Genomic DNA, 17,635 nt, shown 5'->3' with positions numbered 1-17,635 from the left:
TTTCACCGGGGCCCTCCGGGCGCTTCCCTTCGTTCTTGCGTTTCCGACTCTATCAGACTCTTTCGTGTCCGATTCCCGGTCGAAGCGGGTTTCGCCTTTCAGTTCTTCGCTTTCGCGTTTCCCTTTCCGGCGAGTCCGACTCTATCAGATCCTTTCGGGCCTGATTCCCAGTCAGTGGGGCTTGTCATCCCGGCCGTAGGGCCGTTCCGACGAGTGAGACTTTAGCGGAATCCGGGGCCCCGACGCTAATCGGGTCATCGTTCCTTCGAACGTGGATTCCTCATTCCGAACATGCACACAGAAAACGTGCGACTCATGTCGCCAGTTTCTTGTGGTCACTACGGAATCGCTGTCCGGGGACCGACCGGGGTCGGCTCTCACGTCGGACAACTCGGAGCACACTACGGATCCGTTCGGGTGGTGTCAACCTCCGGCCTGGCCCCTCCGTCGCGGAAGGCCGTCCGGTAGCCGCGCGGGCTGGTGGAGAGGTGTGCCGCGAAGTGCTGGCGCATGGTGATCTCGCTGCCGAATCCCGTGCGGCGGGCGACTTCCGGGAGGGGAAGGTCCGTGCGTTCGAGGAGCTTCTGGGCTGCGGCGATGCGTTGCGTGATCAGCCAGCGCAGCGGGGTGGTCCCTGTGGTGGCCTGGAAATGACGGGCGAAGGTGCGCGCGGACATGCCTGCGCGGGCAGCAAGAGTGGCCACGGTGTGCGGTTCCGCCAATTGGGCCAGCGCATGGGCCCGGACCGAGGCGAGAGTGTCGGCGTCCCGCCCGGACTGCGGGGTGGGGTGCTCGATGAACTGGGCCTGGGTTCCGGTCCGGAACGGGGCCGTGACCATCGATCGGGCGATCGTCGCCGCCGCTTCGGCGCCGTGGGTGATGCGGACCAGGTGAAGGCAGAGGTCGATGCCGGCTGCCGTGCCTGCCGATGTCCAGATGTTCCCGTCATGGAGGAAGAGCGCGTCCGGCACCACGGTGACCTGGGGGTGATGGGTGTGAAGGAGGTCGGTGAGGTTCCAGTGGGTGACGGCTTGGCGGCCGTCGAGCAGCCCCGCCTGCGCCAGCGTGAATGCGCCGCCGCAGAGCGCGGCGATGGGGATGCCACGTGTGTGGGCGCGGCGCAGGGCTTCGAGCACCGCGGCCGGGGCGGGTGCCAGGTGGTCGTCGAGACCGGGGACCACGATCAGGTCGGAGCGGGACAGCCAGGTCAGTGTTCGGTCCGGTGTGAGGGACAGACCTCCGCGGAGCGGAATGGGTGCCGGGTCGGCAGCGGTGCGGCGCAGGTCGAAGGCGGGCACACCGCGATCGGTGCGGTCCACGCCCCAGACCTCCGTGATGACGGAGACGTCGAAAGCCCGGACTCCCGGGAACGAGACCAGAGCGATGCGGGCGGGGCGGTTCGGCAGCGCGGTCACCTTGGCAGTAAAGCATCGATCGATGGCTTTTTGGGGTCTGGGAGACGGGCGGCCGTGGGCGCAGAGTGGGGGCATGGAGATCACAGGGAATGCAGCGCTGGTCGTGGTGGACGTGCAGCAGGGCTTCGAGGAGGAGGAGTACTGGGGGCCGCGGAACAATCCGGATGCCGACAGGAACATCGCGGAGCTGATCGATGCCTGGCAGGCGAGTGGCCGGCCCGTCGTGTTCGTGCGGCATGACTCGGCCAAGCCGGACTCGCCCCTGCGGGTGGGGTATTCGGGCAATGCGTTCAAGGAGTACGTGGAGGAGCGTCGCGGAAAGGGGAACGGGACGGAGTTGTTCCTGACGAAGTCGGTGAACTCCGCCTTCTACGGGACGCCCGATCTGGATGCCTGGCTGCGGGAGGCCGGGGTGCGGCAGATCGTGGTGGCCGGGATCCAGACCAATATGTGCGCGGAGACGACAGCGCGCATGGGCGGGAATCTCGGGTACGAGGTGTTCTTCGCGTTCGACGCGACGTACACCTTCGACCAGGAGGGCCCGTGGGACTGGCAGCTGAGTGCGGACGAGCTGGCGCGGGCCACCGCCGTGACGTTGCACGGCGGTGGGTTCGCGAGCGTGGTGCGGAGTGCGGAGCTGGTCGCTGCGGTGAAGTAGGGGGTCAGCCGTTGCCGGAGGCCAGCTCTCGGCTGCGGTCGCGGGCTGCTTCGAGGGCGGCGATGAGCGCGGCGCGTACGCCGTGGTTCTCCAGCTCGCGGATGGCGCTGATGGTGGTGCCGGCCGGGCTGGTGACGGCCTCGCGGAGCTTGACCGGGTGTTCGCCGCTGTCCCGGAGCATGATCGCGGCGCCGATGGCGGCCTGGACGATCAGGTCGTGGGCCTGGGCGCGCGGCAGGCCGAGCAGGATGCCGGCGTCCGTCATGGCCTCGACGAGGAAGTAGAAGTACGCGGGTCCCGAGCCGGAGAGCGCGGTGGCCGCGTCCTGCTGGGACTCCGGGACGCGGAGGGTCTTGCCCACGCCGCCGAAGATCGCCTCGGCGTGGCCGAGGTGTTCGGGGGTGGCGTGGCTGCCCGCGGAGATGACGGACATGCCCTCGTCCACGACGACGGGGGTGTTCGGCATGACGCGTACGACCGGGGTGCCCTCGGCGAGGCGCTCCTCGATGAACGCGGTCGGGATGCCGGCGGCGGCGCTGATGACGAGCCGGTCGGCGGTGACGTGCGGGGCGAGTTCGTCGAGGAGCTTGCCCATGTCCTGGGGCTTGACCGCCAGGATGAGGGTGTCCGCGCTCTTGGCCGCCTCGGCGTTGGTGACGGACTCGACGCCGTAGCGGGTGCGGAGCTCCTCGGCGCGCTCGGAGCGGCGGGTCGTCACCAGCAGGTCGGGGGCGCGCCAGCCGGCCCTGATCATGCCGCTGAGCAAGGCCTCGCCGATCTTTCCTGTACCGAGGACTGCGACTGTCTGGGTCATGCGGTTCACCCTCCGGGTGGCGGTTCTCGTCGTTGCCGCCATCCTCGCACCGGGCGCTCAGGTGGTGCGGCGGCGGAGGGTGGCCGCGCCCAGGCACAGGACGAGCAGCGCACAGCCCGCGACGATCACGATGTCGCGGAGGAAGTCCGCGGTGACGTCCGTGTGGGTGAGGACCTGATTCATCCCGTCGACGGCGTACGACATCGGCATGACGTTCGAGATGGCTTCGAGGACGGGGTGCATCTGGTCACGCGGGGTGAACAGTCCGCACAGGAGCAGCTGGGGGAAGATCACGGCCGGCATGAACTGGACCGCCTGGAACTCGGAGGCGGCGAAGGCCGAGACGAACAGGCCGAGTGCGGTGCCGAGCAGGGCGTCGAGCAGAGCGACCAGGAGCAGCAGCCAGGGCGATCCGATGACGTCCAGGCCGAGCACCCACACGGAGAGGGCGGTGGCCAGCAGGGACTGGACGACGGCGACGGCGCCGAAGGCGAGCGCGTAGCCGGCGATCAGGTCGCCCTTGCCCAGGGGCATCGCGAGGAGACGTTCGAGGGTGCCCGATGTGCGTTCGCGCAGGGTGGCGATCGAGGTCACCAGGAACATCGTGATGAGCGGGAAGATGCCGAGCAGCGAGGCGCCGATGGAGTCGAAGGTCTGCGGACTGCCGTCGAAGACGTAGCGCAGCAGCGTGATCATCAGTACCGGGACGATCAGCAGCAGCGCGATGGTGCGGGGGTCGTGCCGGAGCTGGCTCAGGACGCGTGCGGCGGTGGCCAGGGTGCGGGCGGGGCTCAGGGGCTGCGGGGCGGGCGCGGGGGCTGTGGTGCTCATCGGGTCGTCTCCTGGCGGGTGGCAGTTGCGGCTTCGTCCACGAGGTGGAGGAAGGCCTCCTCGACGGTGGCGGAGCCGGTGCGGGCGCGCAGGGCTTCGGGGGTGTCGGCGGCGAGGATCTCGCCCGAGCGCATGAGCAGCAGCCGATGGCAGCGCTCGGCCTCGTCCATGACGTGCGAGGAGACGAGGATCGTGGTGCCCCGGTCGGCGGCGAGGGTGTGGAAGAGGTTCCAGAGGTCTCGCCGCAGTACGGGGTCGAGACCGACGGTCGGCTCGTCGAGGACCAGGAGTTCGGGCGTGCCGAGCAGGGCGACCGCGAGGGAGACGCGGCTGAGCTGGCCGCCGGAGAGGTTTCCGGCCAGGGCGTCGGCGTGGGTGGTGAGGTCGACGTCCTGGATGGCGCGGGTGACGGCTTCCCGGCGGGCCTCGCGGTGGCTGCGGCCCGGCTGGAGGACGGCCGCGAAGTAGTCCAGGTTCTGCCGGACGGTGAGGTCGGTGTAGACGGACGGGGCCTGGGTGACGTAGCCGATGCGGGGGCGCAGCGCGGGGTGCCCCGCGGGACGGCCGAGGACGTCGAGGGCGCCGGTGACCTTGGCCTGGGTGCCGACGACGGAGCGCATGAGGGTGGATTTGCCGCAGCCCGAGGGGCCGAGGAGTCCGGTGATCCTGCCCGGTTCGACGGTGAAGTCGAGGCTGCGAAGGACGGTGCGGTCGCCTCGTACGACGGTGAGGGCGCGGGCTTCGACGGCGGGTGCGGCCGTGGGGGCGCGCCCGGCTCCCGCAGCGTACTGGGAATTCATCATGCGATGAATTTTCATGCCGCCGGAGGTCCCGCGTCAAGGGATCGGCGTGGCGTCGGGCGCAGACGGTCCGCGGCGTGATCGGAATGAGTTGCTCCATCTCGTTCCACCCCGTTCTGCCTCGATGCGCCCCGTTCTGCTCCGATGCGCCTCGGTACCCCTCGATCGGGCAGCGATTCCTGCCGCCGCGATCAACCCCCGCAAAAGACAATGCTTTTCACCGCCCACTGCCGACGGAGGCACCTTCTCTTGCGTGGCAATCCGGTCTCTCGCGCCGACTTCACCGCTTCACTCGTCGTCTTTCTCGTTGCCCTGCCCCTCTGCGTGGGCGTGGCCGTCGCCTCGGGCGTGCCGGCCGAGCTCGGACTGATCACCGGGATCGTCGGAGGAATCGTCGCGGGGGTGCTCCCGGGCAGCAGCCTGCAGGTCAGTGGGCCTGCGGCCGGGCTGACCGTGCTCGTGTACGAGGCGGTCGCGCTCTACGGGATCGGCGCCCTCGGGGTGCTGGTACTGACCGCCGGTGCGCTGCAGGTGGCTCTGGGGGTCATGCGGCTCGGGCGGTGGTTCCGTGCCGTGTCCGTCGCGGTGGTGCAGGGGATGCTCGCCGGGATCGGACTGGTGCTGATCTCCGGCCAGTTGTACGTACTCGCCGATGCGACGGCTCCCGGCTCCATGGGGCAGAAGATCGCCGGGCTGCCCGGCCTCCTGCTCGGCAAGGGGGTGTCCGGTCCGGCTGTCGCGCTGGGAGTGGGGACCGTCGTCGTACTGACGCTCTGGCCGAGGTGGCGGCGGGCCGCGTGTGTGGTGCCTGCGCCGCTGGTGGCGGTGGGGCTCGCGGCCGGCGCCGCCGCGGTCCTCGGCCTGCCGGTGCGCCGGCTGGAGGTGAGCGGCCTGCTCGATGCCGTGCAGCCGCCCGGGACCGCGGACTGGGCGCGGCTTCTTGAGGCCGGCGTCCTCGGCACCGTCCTCGCGTTCGCGCTGATCGCCTCGGCGGAGTCGCTGTTCAGCGCGGCGGCGGTGGACCGGCTGCACAACGGGAAGCGGACGGACTACGACAAGGAACTGATCGCGCAGGGCGCGGGCAACGCGGTGTGCGGGGCGCTGGGCGCTCTGCCGATGACCGCCGTGATCGTGCGCAGCGCCGCCAACGTGCAGGCCGGCGCGCGGACCAAAGCATCCCGCATCCTGCACGGTGTGTGGCTGCTGCTCTTCGCCGCGGCCCTGCCGATCGCGCTCGGGATCATTCCGGTCGCGGCCCTGGCGGGCGTACTCGTACACGCCGGCTACAAGCTCATTCCCGTACGGACGCTGATGCTGCTGTGGCGTGAGCACCGCGGTGAGGCGGTGGTGCTGGGGGTGACGGCAGGGACCATCGTGGCGACGAGCCTCTTCGAGGGCGTGGTGGTCGGACTGGTGCTCGCCGTCACCAAGACCGCCTGGGACATCAGCCACGTCCATGTGGAGGTGGAGGAGGGCGTCGGTGGTGTGCTGCGGGTCCGGGTGACGGGCAATGCCACGTTCCTGCGCCTGCCGAAGCTGCTGGACGCCCTGGACGCCCTGCCGCGCGACCGGCTGGTGGAGCTGGATCTGGCCGGACTGCGGCACACCGACCACGCGTGCGCGGCCGCTCTGGAGGGATGGGCCGAGGCCCACGAGGCACGGCGGGAGCAGGAGACCGACGCGGTCAGCGGATCGCCACGCTGAGGTCGGCCACATAGCGTTCCTCGACCGTGCCGTCCGGGAAGAGTCCCGCGAGGTGACCGCGCTCCGCGGCGAGGAAACGGCGGGTGGACTCCTCGCCGGCGGCGCCGAGCACGAGGAAGGCGGAATGGCTGGCGAGGTTGGCGAGGTGGGTCTCGACCGGCACCACCCGTGACCAGGGGAGCAGGCGCTGCACGAAGCTGCTGCCTGCCGGCTGCGGCAGCTCCCGGGACCGGCTGCCGGAGACCGGGGACGCCGATCAGCCGTGTGCACCGATGCCGGCGCCGAGGTGACGGCGCAGGCGGGTGTCCTGGTCGGCGATCCAGGGCACGGAATGGTCGCAGACGTACCACCAGAGCGCCAGGGCACCTCCGGGACGCAGGACGCGAAGTGCCTCGGGCAGGGAGCGTTGCGGGTCCGTCCAGTGCCACGACTGTGCGTAGGTGATCAGGTCGGCCGATGCGGTGGCCAGCGGCAGCCGGTTGCCGTCACCCCGCACGATCGGTACGGACGGCAGCGTCCGGTGCAGTACGGCCGCCATACCGGGGCCCGGCTCGACGGCCGTGACCCTGGCGCCCCGGGCATGGAGCAGCCGGGTGGCGATACCCGTTCCGGCGCCGATGTCGACGGCGCGGACGCCCTGCAGGGGACGGCCCGCCAGCTCCTCGACGGTGTCGAGGAGGGCAGGTGGGTAGCCGGGGCGGGGCCGCGGCGTACTGCGCGGCGGCCCGGTCGAACGAGAGGGCGCGAGCCGAGGACATGAGTTCATCGTGCCTCTGCCCCGGTGCGGGCGGGAGCGGTTTCCGCAGGCGTTACTTCCGCCCGGTGCGCTTGCCCCTGGCGCTCCTGCGGGCCGCCGGGTTGCCCGTGCGGGTCGAGCGGCGCTTCACGTACTGGGCGAGCGCCGTCTCGTACTCCGTGCGCCGGAGCTTCTCGCCCGGCGCCTCCAGGAGCGAGCGGAAGAAGTACGCGAGGAGCGAGCCGATGAAACCGATGGACTTGAGGCCGCGCAGGCTGTCCTCGCGGGACGGGTCGGCGGGACGACGGCTGAACCCGTCCCAGGTCCTGCGGAAGGCGATGGCACTGCACACCGCGAACATCAGCACGACGAGCATGCCGACGAGGCTGCCGACCTCGGCGATCTCCAGGCCCTGGTACGCGAAGCGGAGGACGTAGCACGAGGCGACGGCTGCCACGAGCGAGCCGACGGCGGCCCCGGCGCGCCGCAGCCCGTAGCCACCGTCGTGGTCGACCCAGGTCGTACCGAAGAAACGGAGGGGCTCGGGCTGCGGTCCTGGCGTGCTGCCGCCGGCGGACGTCGTGGTGCCGGAGGGCGTGCCGGATGCTTCGCTGTTCTCGCTCACGGAATCGATTATCCCCGGGCGGGCGCCGTACGTGTCAGCCTCTCAGTCGCAGCGCTGGGCGATGTACCCGTCACTGCCCGTATGTACATAGGCGTCGGACACGAACTCGCCGCTGGCGATGTTGTCCCAGAGGTTCGTCGTGCCGTACGGGCCGGTGACCCACTCCCCCGGCTTCTGGCAGTAGACCGGGACGCTCATCCCGTACGGCATCGTCCTGACGATGCCGTACTGCGTGCCGGGACCCTTGCGGACGTTGACGCGGTAGCCGGGGGCGATGGGGTACCTGACGACGCTCGCGGCGAGCGTCGTCACCCCCTGGTCTCCCGCTGCCGCACTGTCGGTCGTGCCGGTGTTCTCTCCAACGCCCATGAGGGCCTCCCCCGTTGAGAAACGATGCGTGTGACGTGCAGGCTAACAAGCCCCACACTCCTCGTACGCACCATCGACTAGGCTCCGTGCGTCGCGCTTGCGGACGAACACACGGGGGTGGGCGGTGCCGCCGCTGCGAGGTACCGGATCGCATCCGGAAGCGGAACAACCTGAGTACGCCGGGCAGTACAGACTCGAGGCATGTCTCGGAGCGGGCGGCATGGGTGTGGTGCACCTGGCGCGCTCCGCCTCCGGACTGCAGCTCGCGGTCAAGGTGGTGCACCGCCAGCATGCGGCGGACCCCGAGTTCCGGGCACGGTTCCGGCAGGAGGTCGCGGCGGCCCGGCGGGTCAGCGGTGCGTTCACCGCGCCGGTCGTCGATGCCGATCCGACGGCTGCACTGCCCTGGATGGCCACTCTCTACGTGCCCGGCCCGACGCTCTCCGCGCAGGTGAAGCGGAACGGGCCGATGAGCCCGGCCGAGCTGCGCAGGCTCACGGCCGGGCTGGCCGAGGCGTTGCGTGACATCCACCGCGCCGGGGTGATTCACCGCGATCTCAAGCCGAGCAACGTCATGCTCCCCGACTCCGGCCCCAAGGTCATCGACTTCGGGATTTCCCGGCCTTACGACAGTGATCTGCGCACCGAGACGGGAAAGCTGATCGGCTCGCCCCCTTACATGGCGCCCGAGCAGTTCCAGCGGCCACGTGAGGTCGGCCCCGCCGCGGATGTGTTCGCGCTGGGAGCGGTGCTGGTCCACGCGGCGACCGGCCGGGGGCCCTTCGACTCGGACAGCCCGTACCTCGTGGCCTATCAGGTGGTGCACAACGAGGCCGATCTGGCCGGGGTACCCGCCGATCTGGCTCCGCTGGTCGGGCGGTGCCTGGCGAAGGATCCCGCGGAGCGTCCCACTCCGGACGAGATCATGGCGGCGCTGCATCCCCCGTCCTACGAGGCCACGGCGTTCGTTCCGGCACAGCGGCGTCCGGCCGCCGTCGAGTCCGGGGCCGTGTCCGGCGCGCGGGAGACAGCGCAGGAGACGGCGACCCACGTGCGGGCCGCGGACGCCCCGGCCGGGGCGAGGCCCGCACGGCGGACGGGGCGGCGGCTCGTGGTCGCCGCAGGAGTGCTCGCTCTGGTGGCCGGCTGTGTGTGGGCGGCCGGCGCATGGAACGGTTCCGGGAACCTGGGCCCGAAGGAGACCGAGGGGAAGAAGGAGCGTGCGGCAGCCTTCGTACCGTGGCAGACACCGCTGCGGTCCTCGGAAGGCTCGACGCCCTCGTGCTCCCCCGCCGGGACGGGTGCGGACTCCGCGTTGTACTGCGTGGCCGCGGGCTTCGGCACGGCGCGGCTGGACCCGTCGGACGGCCGGGTGATCTGGTCGCACCGCGACGCCTCGCCGCAGGCCCCCGAACTGGGAACGGTGGCCGGCGGCCCGGTGCACACCGCCGCGCCGGGCGGAGACCTCCGGGCCTACGACCCCGGCCGGGGCACGCAGCTCTGGAAGTCGGACCTCTCCGGGTACCTCGACGTCCCCCTCCCGGCCGGCGACACGCTGCTGATGGTCGCGCGGGACGGCACCGCGCAGGGACTCGACGCCGCGACCGGCGCGTCCCGTTGGCGGCGCACCGTCCCCGGCCACCAGCGGCCGGGCTATGCGCTGTACGACAGCGGGACGGGGCTCGCGTACGCCTTCGAGAACTCGGCGCACGGGACCACCACGCTCGTCACAGCGGTCGAGGCGAGGACCGGACGCACCGCCTGGCAGCGCCGGCTGGACGGGACACTCACCCCGGCCGGGACATCCGAGGGGGCACTCGTCCTCACGTCCATGAACAAGAACGCCCAGACCACCGGGCTGGTGCGCTACGACCCGGTGCTGCGGAGCGCCACGCGGACGACGCTGCCCTTCCGTATGAACGAACCGGAGGTCGTGCTCGGCGACGGCACCGCCTATCTGCTGGAACGCGGCGGGACGCTGCTGGCCGTCGAGGTCCGTCCGGAGGGCGGGAAAGCGGAACGGTGGCGTCTGGAGACGGCCGTCGGACTGACGTCCGCGCCCGTCCTGGGAGAGGGCAACCGGCTGTACTTCTCGGCGGCCGACGGGCGGCTGCTCGCCGTCGACGCGGAACACGGAACCCTGCTCGGGCAGACCCGCCCGCGGCTGATGGCGGGAAGGCTCTCTCTCGCCTCGTCGTTGCCCGCTCCCGTCGTCCTCGGCGCGGCCGTGTACGGAACCTCCCCGGACTGTTCCGTTTTTGCCGTGGACGCGAACGACCCCGCCCACTGGTGACACCAGGGACGGGGTCGGCCGTGCGGTTGTGTCAGCCGAGCCTGGAGACGTCGCGGACGGCGCCGCGGTCCGCGCTCGTCGCCATGGCCGCGTAGGCCCGCAGTGCCGCCGAGACCTTGCGGTCGCGGTTCTTCGGCGCGTACACGCCGTTCAGTGCCTCGCGGCGGGTGGCGAGATCGGCGTCGGACACGAGGAGCTCGATCGAACGGTTCGGGATGTCGATCCTGATCCGGTCGCCGTCCTCGACCAGCGCGATCGTGCCGCCGGACGCCGCTTCCGGCGACGCGTGGCCGATCGACAGGCCCGACGTACCGCCGGAGAAGCGGCCGTCGGTGACGAGCGCACAGCTCTTGCCGAGACCGCGGCCCTTCAGGAACGACGTCGGGTAGAGCATCTCCTGCATGCCGGGGCCGCCGCGCGGGCCCTCGTAGCGGATGACGACGACGTCGCCCTCCTTGATCTCCTTGCGGAGGATCTTGTCGACGGCGTCGTCCTGCGACTCGCAGACGACGGCCGGGCCCTCGAAGGTCCAGATCGACTCGTCGACGCCCGCCGTCTTCACGACACAGCCGTCCTCGGCGAGGTTCCCCTTGAGGACCGCGAGGCCGCCGTCCTTGGAGTAGGCGTGCTCCAGGTCGCGGATGCAGCCGCCCGCCGCGTCCAGGTCGAGGGTGTCCCAGCGCTCGGACTGCGAGAAGGCGGTCGCGGAGCGGACGCAGCCGGGGGCCGCGTGCCAGAGCTCGACGGACTCGGGCGACGGGGAGCCGCCGCGGACGTCCCAGTTCTTCAGCCACTCGGCGAGGGTGTCGGAGTGGACCGAGTGCACGTCCTCGTTGAGCAGACCGCCGCGGTGCAGCTCACCGAGGAGGGCGGGGATGCCGCCCGCCCGGTGGACGTCCTCCATGTAGTACGTCCCGCCGGGGGCCACGTTGGGGGCGACCTTCGACAGACAGGGCACGCGGCGCGAGACCTCGTTGATGTCGTCGAGGTCGTAGTCGAGCTCGGCCTCCTGCGCCGCGGCGAGCAGGTGCAGGATCGTGTTGGTCGAGCCGCCCATGGCGATGTCGAGCGCCATGGCGTTGTCGAACGCTGCGCGGGTGCCGATGGAGCGCGGCAGGACGGTCTCGTCGTCCTGCTCGTAGTACCGCTTGGTGATGTCGACGACCGTGCGGCCCGCGTTCTCGTACAGCGCCTTGCGGGCGGTGTGCGTGGCGAGGACGGAGCCGTTACCGGGGAGGGAGAGGCCGAGGACCTCGGTCAGGCAGTTCATCGAGTTGGCGGTGAACATGCCGGAACAGCTGCCGCAGGTCGGGCAGGCGTTCTCCTCGATGCGGAGGATGTCCTCGTCGGAGATGCTCTCGTCGACCGCGTCGCTGATGGCGTTGATCAGGTCGAGCTTGCGGACCGTGCCGTCGACGAGGGTGGCCTTGCCGGCCTCCATCGGGCCGCCGGAGACGAAGACCGTCGGGATGTTGAGGCGCATCGCGGCCATCAGCATGCCGGGGGTGATCTTGTCGCAGTTGGAGATGCAGATCAGCGCGTCGGCGCAGTGGGCCTCGACCATGTACTCGACACTGTCCGCGATGAGGTCGCGGGAGGGCAGGCTGTAGAGCATCCCGGCGTGCCCCATCGCGATGCCGTCGTCCACCGCGATGGTGTTGAACTCACGGGGCACCGCGCCCGCGGCCTTGATCGCCTCGGAGACGATCCGGCCGACAGGGGCGAGGTGGGTGTGGCCGGGGACGAACTCCGTGAAGGAGTTGGCCACCGCGATGATCGGCTTGCCGATGTCCTCGCTGGCTACGCCGGACGCCCGCATCAGGGCGCGGGCGCCCGCCATGTTGCGGCCGTGGGTGACAGTGCGGGACCTCAGCTGGGGCATCGTCGCTCGCTCCTTCGACAGAAAAGACTCTCTCCGAGCGTACGCCCCGCTCCAGGATCTGGACAGCGTGTCCGGATTTCGGGACGCGGTGCCCAGTGTCCGGGCAGGGCCCGGCCGCCCGTCGGAGGGCGCCCGCCTACGGGGCGTCCTGCCCCGACAGGTAGCGCTGGAGCGTCGGGGCCACCATGGCGATGATCTTCTCCGGGTCCGCCGACGCCAGCGGTTCCGCCTGGATCACATAGCGCAGGATCGCGATCCCGATCATGTGCGAGGCGGCCAGTTCGGCGCGGAAGGTCGGGTCGGGTACGTCCAGGTCCGCCGCGATCCGTTCCAGCAGCCGTCGCAGCACGAAGCCGCGCAGCACCTTCGCAGCCGCCTCGTGCGTGAGCGCGGAGCGGAGGATCGCCAGCAACGGCGCCCGGGACACCGGGTTCTCCCAGACGCCGATGAAGTACCGGGCCAGCCGCTCACCGAGGCTGTCCATGGGACCGCCGAGGAGCTCGGGGATGACGAGCGCGGGCTCGAAGGAGACCTCGACGGCCGCCGCGAAGACCTCGTCCTTCGTACCGAAGTAGTGGTGGACCAGGGCCGCGTCGACGCCCGCCGCCTTGGCGATGCCGCGCATCGACGTCTTGTCGTAGCCGCGCTCGGCGAATTCGGTACGGGCCGCCTCGAGGATTCGCGTCCTGGCGTCGGGTCCCGCGGTCTTCGCCGTACGGGAGGGCCGGCCCCGGCGGCGGGGAGCCGGACCGTCCGTGCCCGGAGTCATGAGCGGGGTGCCTGCGCGGAGGACGCCAGGTGGAGCCGGGTGAAGGCGAGCGCCTCCGCGAGATCGGCCTCGCGTTCGGCCGATGACATGGCGCGGCGCGTGTTGACCTCGATGACCACATGACCGTCGAAAGCGGTACGGGCGAGGCGCTCCAGCAGCTCCGCGCAGGGCTGGTCGCCCCGGCCGGGCACCAGGTGCTCGTCCTTGTTGGAACCCTTGCCGTCGGCGAGGTGGACGTGGGCGAGGCGGTCGCCCATCCGGTCCACCATCGCCAGGCTGTCGGTCCGTGCGGTCGCGGTGTGCGAGAGGTCCACGGTGAAGTGCCGGTAGTCGTCCTGGGTGACGTCCCAGTCGGGGGCGTACGCGAGCATCTCGCGGTCCCGGTAGCGCCACGGGTACATGTTCTCCACCGCGAACCGCACATCGGTCTCGTCCGCCATGCGCCAGATTCCGGTGACGAAGTCGCGTGCGTAGTTGCGCTGCCAACGGAACGGCGGGTGGACCACCACCGTCGACGCCCCCAGCTTCTCCGCCGCCGCTCTGGCCCGCTGGAGCTTGACCCACGGGTCGGTGGACCAGACCCGCTGGGTGATCAGCAGACAGGGTGCGTGCACGGCGAGGATCGGCACCTGGTGGTAGTCCGAAAGCCGTTTCAGCGCCTCGATGTCCTGGCTGACGGGGTCGGTCCAGACCATGACCTCGACGCCGTCGTAGCCCAGGCGCGCAGCGATCTCGAAGGCCGTCGCCGTCGACTCCGGATAGACGGAAGCCGTCGACAGGGCGACCTTCGCATCCGGGATGCGCACCACTGGTTCTGCCACGGAGACAGGGTACGGGCAGCGGCACGCGTCGCCGAGGGACACCGGCTGAAAGTGAGAAGGGCCATGACCGGCGGGTCCGGAGTTCAGGCGAGCGCCACCTGGCCGCTCGGGAGGTGGTCCAGGCGGCGCAGAATGACTCCCTCGCGCAGCGCCCAGGGGCAGATCTCCAGCTCCTCGACCCCGAACAGGTCCATCGCCCCTTCGGCGACCAGCGCCCCGGCCAGCAGCTGCGCGGCCCTCCCCTCGGCCACCCCGGGCAGGTTCCCCCGCCGCTCGACGGTCATCGTCGCCAGCTTCGGCACCCACTCCTCCAGCGCCTTGCGGGTGAGGACGCGCTGGACGTACAGCCCCTCGGCGGAGCGTGCGGCGCCCGCGATCCTCGCGAGCTGCTTGAAGGTCTTGGAGGTTCCGACGACGTGATCGGGCGGGCCCAGCCGGGTGAACTCGCCGACCGTGCGGGCGATGCCGGCCCGGACATGGCGGCGCAGCGCCCGTACGTCCGTCGCGGCCGGCGGATCACCGGGCAGCCAGCTCGCGGTGAGGCGCCCGGCGCCGAGCGGCAGCGAGACGGCGGCGTCGGGCTCCTCGTCCATTCCGTACCCGACCTCCAGCGAACCGCCACCGATGTCCAGGACCAGCAGCTTCCCCGCCGACCAGCCGAACCAGCGGCGGGCGGCCAGGAAGGTCAGCCGGGCCTCCTCCTCGCCGCTGAGCACGGCGAGCGCGATGCCGGTCTCCTCCCGCACCCGGGCCAGCACCTGGTCCGCGTTGCTCGCCTCGCGCACGGCGGATGTGGCGAACGCCAGCACCTCCTCGCAGCCCTTGTCCTCGGCGGCCCGCAGCGCGTCGGTGACCGTCGACACGAGCCGGTCTACTCCCACGGGGCCGATCGCGCCGTCCATGTCGAGGAGTTCGGCCAGCCGCAGCTCCGCCTTGTGCGAGTGCGCGGGCAGCGGGCGGGCTCCTGGGTGCGCGTCGACCACCAGCAGATGAACCGTGTTCGACCCCACGTCGAGGACTCCGAGTCTCATACCCGGAACGCTACTGCGCCTGTCGGTCTTACTCTTGGCCCGTGCCAAAGACGAAAAAGGCGAAGCCGGACAAAGTCACGAAGAAGCAGAAGATGAAGCAGGAGATGCAGCAGCCGGAAGCAAAGGGGCCCGGCGGGCCCGATGAGAAGGGGCTCGACTTCGCGCGGGCCTGGGTCGAATTCCCCGACCCCGCCGACGACGAGCAGATCTTCCGCTGCGATCTGACCTGGCTCACGTCCAGGTGGAACTGCATCTTCGGCAGCGGCTGCCAGGGCATCCAGGCGGGCCGTGCGGACGACGGGTGCTGCACCCTGGGCGCGCACTTCTCGGACGAGGACGACGAGAAGCGGGTGGCCGGACACGTGGCCCGGCTCACACCGGACCTGTGGCAGTTCCACGACGTCGGCACGGAGACGGGCTGGGTCGGTGTCGACGAGGACGGCGAACGGCAGACGCGACGCTGGGAGGGCTCCTGCATCTTCCAGAACCGTCCCGGGTTCGCGGGCGGCGCGGGCTGCTCGCTGCACATCCTGGCGTTGCGGGAGGGCAAGGAGCCGCTGGAGACCAAGCCGGACGTCTGCTGGCAGCTGCCGGTCCGGCGCACCTACGACTGGATCGACCGGCCCGACGACACGCGCGTGCTCCAGGTCTCGATCGGGGAGTACGACCGCCGGGGCTGGGGTCCGGGCGGTCACGATCTGCACTGGTGGTGCACGTCGGCGACCTCGGCGCACGGGGCCGGGGATCCGGTCTATGTGTCCTACCGTCCGGAGCTCGTCGAGCTGATGGGCGAGCAGGCGTACGACCGGCTGGTCGAGCTGTGCGAGGAGCGGCTGTCGTCGCTGCTGCCGATGGCGCCGCATCCGGCCGATCCGGCCTGATCCGGCCCCGGGGGCGCGTGGTCCGGCTTCGCGGCTTCGCCGTGTGGTGATCGCGGCCCGGTGTGCGGTGGACAAACGTTCCGCCACGCACCGGGCCGTTCTCTGTCCGTCAGTCCGTCGGCTCGGGGCTGCCCCCCGGATCCGTCGTCGCCCCGGACGGGGCGGGTGAGGGGGACGGCGGGTCGGTGGCGGGCGGCGTCGGATCCGGGGAGCCCGGCGGGTCCGGGGTCGGATCCGTCGGGCCGGGCGTGGGATCCGTGGGATCCGTGGGGCCGGGGGTCGGGTCGGGCGACGGTGAGGACGGCGACGGCTCGGGGGAAGGCGTGGACGGGACCGGGGCCGGGCTTGCCGGCCGTGGCGCCGTGGCGCCGTACCCGCCGATGGCGACCACGGCCCCCGACGGGGCGAGCACGACGCGCGCGCTCCACGGTCCCGCGGGTTCTGCCGCGTGGTTCACGAGGGCGTGGATGGTGACGCTCCGGCCCGGGGCGATCCTGCCGGAGGAGCGGCTGAGGTACAGCCACGGCACATCCGCCCGGGCCGACCAGACAACGGCTTCGGTGCCGGTCGCGGTCAGGGTGATCGTCGTACGGCCGCCGGACGAGCGGGCCGCGACCGTGAGCGCTCCGGGTCCGTGCCGGCCGCCGCCGACGCTGATCACCTCGGCCGAGACGTCCGGCCTGCGGCCTGCGCCGGTGAAGCGCCCCTGGTCGTCGGGACGGGCGTTGCCCGCGTTCTCGTAGTGGTCGTACGGGTCGCCGTCGAGCCCGGCTCCCTCGTCCACCTCCGTCGCGGTCACCGAGGAACCGTCGCGGCCCTCGCCTGTCAGCGGCGCACCCCGGTAGGCGGCCCACAGGGCGATCACAGGGGCGGCGACGACCGTCGCCACGACCGCTGTCGTCACGACCCGCGCACGCAGCCGGTCCCGGCGCGCGGCATGGTCCTTCGGATCCAGGGGGAAGCCCGTCCGGCCGAAGCGAGGGGTGCCCGCCCGGGACCGCCGGGCGTGGACCAGGGCAACGCGCACCGAGGGGCGTGGCGCCTCGAGGACCGTCAGCGCGGTGGCCGGGGTGACGGTCGCGCCGGGCCACGGTCCGGTGGCACCCGCCCGTTCGGCGGCGCGGCGACAGCGGGGGCAGTCGTCGACGTGGCGGACGAGCTCGCGGCGCAGGACCGCGGAGAGCAGGACCCGGTGGGTGCCGGTGAGCCGGGCGACGGTGGGGCAGTTCCCCGTCTCGACGACCGCGAGGGCGGCGCGGGTGCGCTCCACCTCACAGACGGCGGCGGCCAGGAGCTCCCGGGCGGTGGCGGGCTCCAGGCCGAGGACGGCGGCGACGGCGCGCGGGGGGAGCCGGTGACGAACGGCGAGCTCCAGCGCTTCACGCTGCTCGGGGGTGGTGCCCGCGGCCTCCGGCCAGGCGAGCTGGGCGAGTTCACGCCGGCGCGCTTCGGCGACGGGGGACTCGGCGGGGCCCGGGGTGACCGCTTCCTCCGGGGTGCCGCCCGCGGCGGGTGCGGGGGCCGGGGGCGGCTGACCGGCCGGCCGGCGGTGGGCCTGGCGGACCCGCTTCTGCTCGGTGAGCGTGCGCAGGCACATCCACCTGGCCAGGGCATACAGCCAGGATTTACGTTCCTCCTCGGCCGCGGGGCAACGACCGTCCTGCCGTTCCGCGATCGCGAGCACGGCGCCCAGCGCCTCCGTGGCTGCCTCGTGGTCGCACAACACGGAGAGGCAGTAGGTGAACAGGCCGTCGAGATACGGCTCGTACCGTGCGGACGATCGCTGCGCCGACGGGCGGGGCACGCGGCGGTGCGCCCGGTGTACGCCGGTCGTGTGTACGGGTGTCTCCAACCTGCTGCTCGTCACCTGGCGACCGTAGGCAGACGAAGGTGCACCCTTAGCACCCCTTCCACACATTTAATCCTTACGGGTGAACGTATCCCTCGAAAGGGGACAGGAATTCCGGATCCCGACGGAAATGCCGCATCGCGCACATGTTCGTCAC

At 71.3% G+C, this 17,635-nt stretch carries 15 protein-coding genes and 1 pseudogene; 4 read left to right on the top strand and 12 right to left on the bottom strand.

From position 1 onward, the window contains the following. Positions 1-401 precede the first annotated feature (401 nt). A complete protein-coding gene (locus tag ACFWBQ_RS36785) occupies positions 402-1,415 on the bottom strand; it encodes a GlxA family transcriptional regulator (protein ID WP_385507838.1) in 1,014 nt (337 codons plus the stop codon). 73 nt (positions 1,416-1,488) lie between these two features. On the opposite strand from ACFWBQ_RS36785, the gene ACFWBQ_RS36780 reads away from it, so the two are divergent. Further along, positions 1,489-2,073 carry a cysteine hydrolase family protein gene (locus ACFWBQ_RS36780; protein WP_385507824.1) on the top strand — a complete coding sequence of 195 codons (585 nt, stop codon included), beginning with the start codon at positions 1,489-1,491 and terminating at the stop codon, positions 2,071-2,073. Positions 2,074-2,077: 4 nt separating this feature from the next. On the opposite strand, the gene proC is transcribed toward ACFWBQ_RS36780, so the two are convergent. From proC to ACFWBQ_RS36765, 3 genes are read right to left on the bottom strand one after another with little or no spacing between them, the layout of a single operon-like run. Further along, positions 2,078-2,887, bottom strand: coding sequence for a pyrroline-5-carboxylate reductase (gene proC / locus ACFWBQ_RS36775; RefSeq protein ID WP_385507821.1), 810 nt, complete (start codon positions 2,885-2,887; stop codon positions 2,078-2,080). A 57-nt stretch (positions 2,888-2,944) separates the two neighbouring features. Then, positions 2,945-3,718, bottom strand: a complete 774-nt coding sequence (locus ACFWBQ_RS36770) for an ABC transporter permease (RefSeq protein WP_385507811.1) — start codon at positions 3,716-3,718, stop codon at positions 2,945-2,947. Next, the gene (locus ACFWBQ_RS36765) at positions 3,715-4,521 is read right to left on the bottom strand and encodes an ABC transporter ATP-binding protein (protein WP_385507803.1); all 807 of its coding nucleotides are present in this window, start codon (positions 4,519-4,521) and stop codon (positions 3,715-3,717) included. The genes ACFWBQ_RS36770 and ACFWBQ_RS36765 overlap by 4 nt, the downstream gene beginning before the upstream one ends. Before the next feature lie 207 nt (positions 4,522-4,728). Here ACFWBQ_RS36765 and ACFWBQ_RS36760 point away from each other — a divergent pair, with 207 nt between their 5' ends. Continuing rightward, on the top strand, positions 4,729-6,222 hold the full coding sequence (locus ACFWBQ_RS36760) for a SulP family inorganic anion transporter (RefSeq protein WP_385507798.1): 1,494 nt from the start codon (positions 4,729-4,731) through the stop codon (positions 6,220-6,222). On the opposite strand, the pseudogene ACFWBQ_RS36755 reads toward ACFWBQ_RS36760, so the two are convergent. The 3 genes and pseudogenes from ACFWBQ_RS36755 to ACFWBQ_RS36745 all read right to left on the bottom strand — a co-directional run bounded on the left by ACFWBQ_RS36755 (position 6,203) and on the right by ACFWBQ_RS36745 (position 7,952). Further along, positions 6,203-6,980: pseudogene (locus tag ACFWBQ_RS36755) on the bottom strand (class I SAM-dependent methyltransferase). The gene ACFWBQ_RS36760 and the pseudogene ACFWBQ_RS36755 overlap by 20 nt on opposite strands. 51 nt (positions 6,981-7,031) lie before the next feature. Next, complete coding sequence (locus tag ACFWBQ_RS36750; RefSeq protein WP_385507796.1) at positions 7,032-7,583, bottom strand: hypothetical protein; 552 nt, start codon at positions 7,581-7,583, stop codon at positions 7,032-7,034. 42 nt (positions 7,584-7,625) lie between these two features. Continuing rightward, the gene (locus ACFWBQ_RS36745; protein WP_385507794.1) at positions 7,626-7,952 is read right to left on the bottom strand and encodes an SH3 domain-containing protein; all 327 of its coding nucleotides are present in this window, start codon (positions 7,950-7,952) and stop codon (positions 7,626-7,628) included. A 124-nt stretch (positions 7,953-8,076) separates the two neighbouring features. Here ACFWBQ_RS36745 and ACFWBQ_RS36740 point away from each other — a divergent pair, with 124 nt between their 5' ends. Beyond that, positions 8,077-10,245 carry a PQQ-binding-like beta-propeller repeat protein gene (locus ACFWBQ_RS36740; protein WP_385507792.1) on the top strand — a complete coding sequence of 723 codons (2,169 nt, stop codon included), beginning with the start codon at positions 8,077-8,079 and terminating at the stop codon, positions 10,243-10,245. A gap of 31 nt (positions 10,246-10,276) precedes the next feature. Here the strand turns inward: ACFWBQ_RS36740 and ilvD are convergent, their stop codons facing one another. The 4 genes from ilvD to ACFWBQ_RS36720 all read right to left on the bottom strand — a co-directional run bounded on the left by ilvD (position 10,277) and on the right by ACFWBQ_RS36720 (position 14,748). Next, positions 10,277-12,127: a dihydroxy-acid dehydratase gene (ilvD, locus tag ACFWBQ_RS36735; RefSeq protein WP_385507791.1), complete on the bottom strand. Its 1,851-nt coding sequence runs from the start codon at positions 12,125-12,127 to the stop codon at positions 10,277-10,279. 136 nt (positions 12,128-12,263) lie between these two features. Beyond that, on the bottom strand, positions 12,264-12,896 hold the full coding sequence (locus tag ACFWBQ_RS36730; protein ID WP_385507787.1) for a TetR family transcriptional regulator: 633 nt from the start codon (positions 12,894-12,896) through the stop codon (positions 12,264-12,266). Beyond that, positions 12,893-13,717 (bottom strand): sugar phosphate isomerase/epimerase family protein, encoded by an 825-nt coding sequence (locus tag ACFWBQ_RS36725; RefSeq protein ID WP_385507784.1) that lies wholly within the window; start codon positions 13,715-13,717, stop codon positions 12,893-12,895. Before ACFWBQ_RS36725 ends, ACFWBQ_RS36730 begins: the two co-directional genes overlap by 4 nt. An 83-nt stretch (positions 13,718-13,800) precedes the next feature. After that, entirely contained in the window at positions 13,801-14,748 is a 948-nt protein-coding gene (locus ACFWBQ_RS36720; protein ID WP_385507782.1) for a Ppx/GppA family phosphatase, read from the bottom strand. Positions 14,749-14,789: 41 nt separating this feature from the next. Here ACFWBQ_RS36720 and ACFWBQ_RS36715 point away from each other — a divergent pair, with 41 nt between their 5' ends. Continuing rightward, positions 14,790-15,629: a hypothetical protein gene (locus ACFWBQ_RS36715; RefSeq protein WP_385507780.1), complete on the top strand. Its 840-nt coding sequence runs from the start codon at positions 14,790-14,792 to the stop codon at positions 15,627-15,629. A gap of 109 nt (positions 15,630-15,738) precedes the next feature. Here the strand turns inward: ACFWBQ_RS36715 and ACFWBQ_RS36710 are convergent, their stop codons facing one another. Continuing rightward, on the bottom strand, positions 15,739-17,547 hold the full coding sequence (locus ACFWBQ_RS36710) for a hypothetical protein (protein ID WP_385507776.1): 1,809 nt from the start codon (positions 17,545-17,547) through the stop codon (positions 15,739-15,741). Positions 17,548-17,635: the final 88 nt, after the last annotated feature.

The sequence above is a fragment of the Streptomyces sp. NPDC060035 genome (assembly GCF_042736635.1).
Lineage (GTDB): Bacteria > Actinomycetota > Actinomycetes > Streptomycetales > Streptomycetaceae > Streptomyces.
Note: the sequence above shows the minus strand (reverse complement) of the source record. Positions and strands in the feature narration are given on the sequence as shown.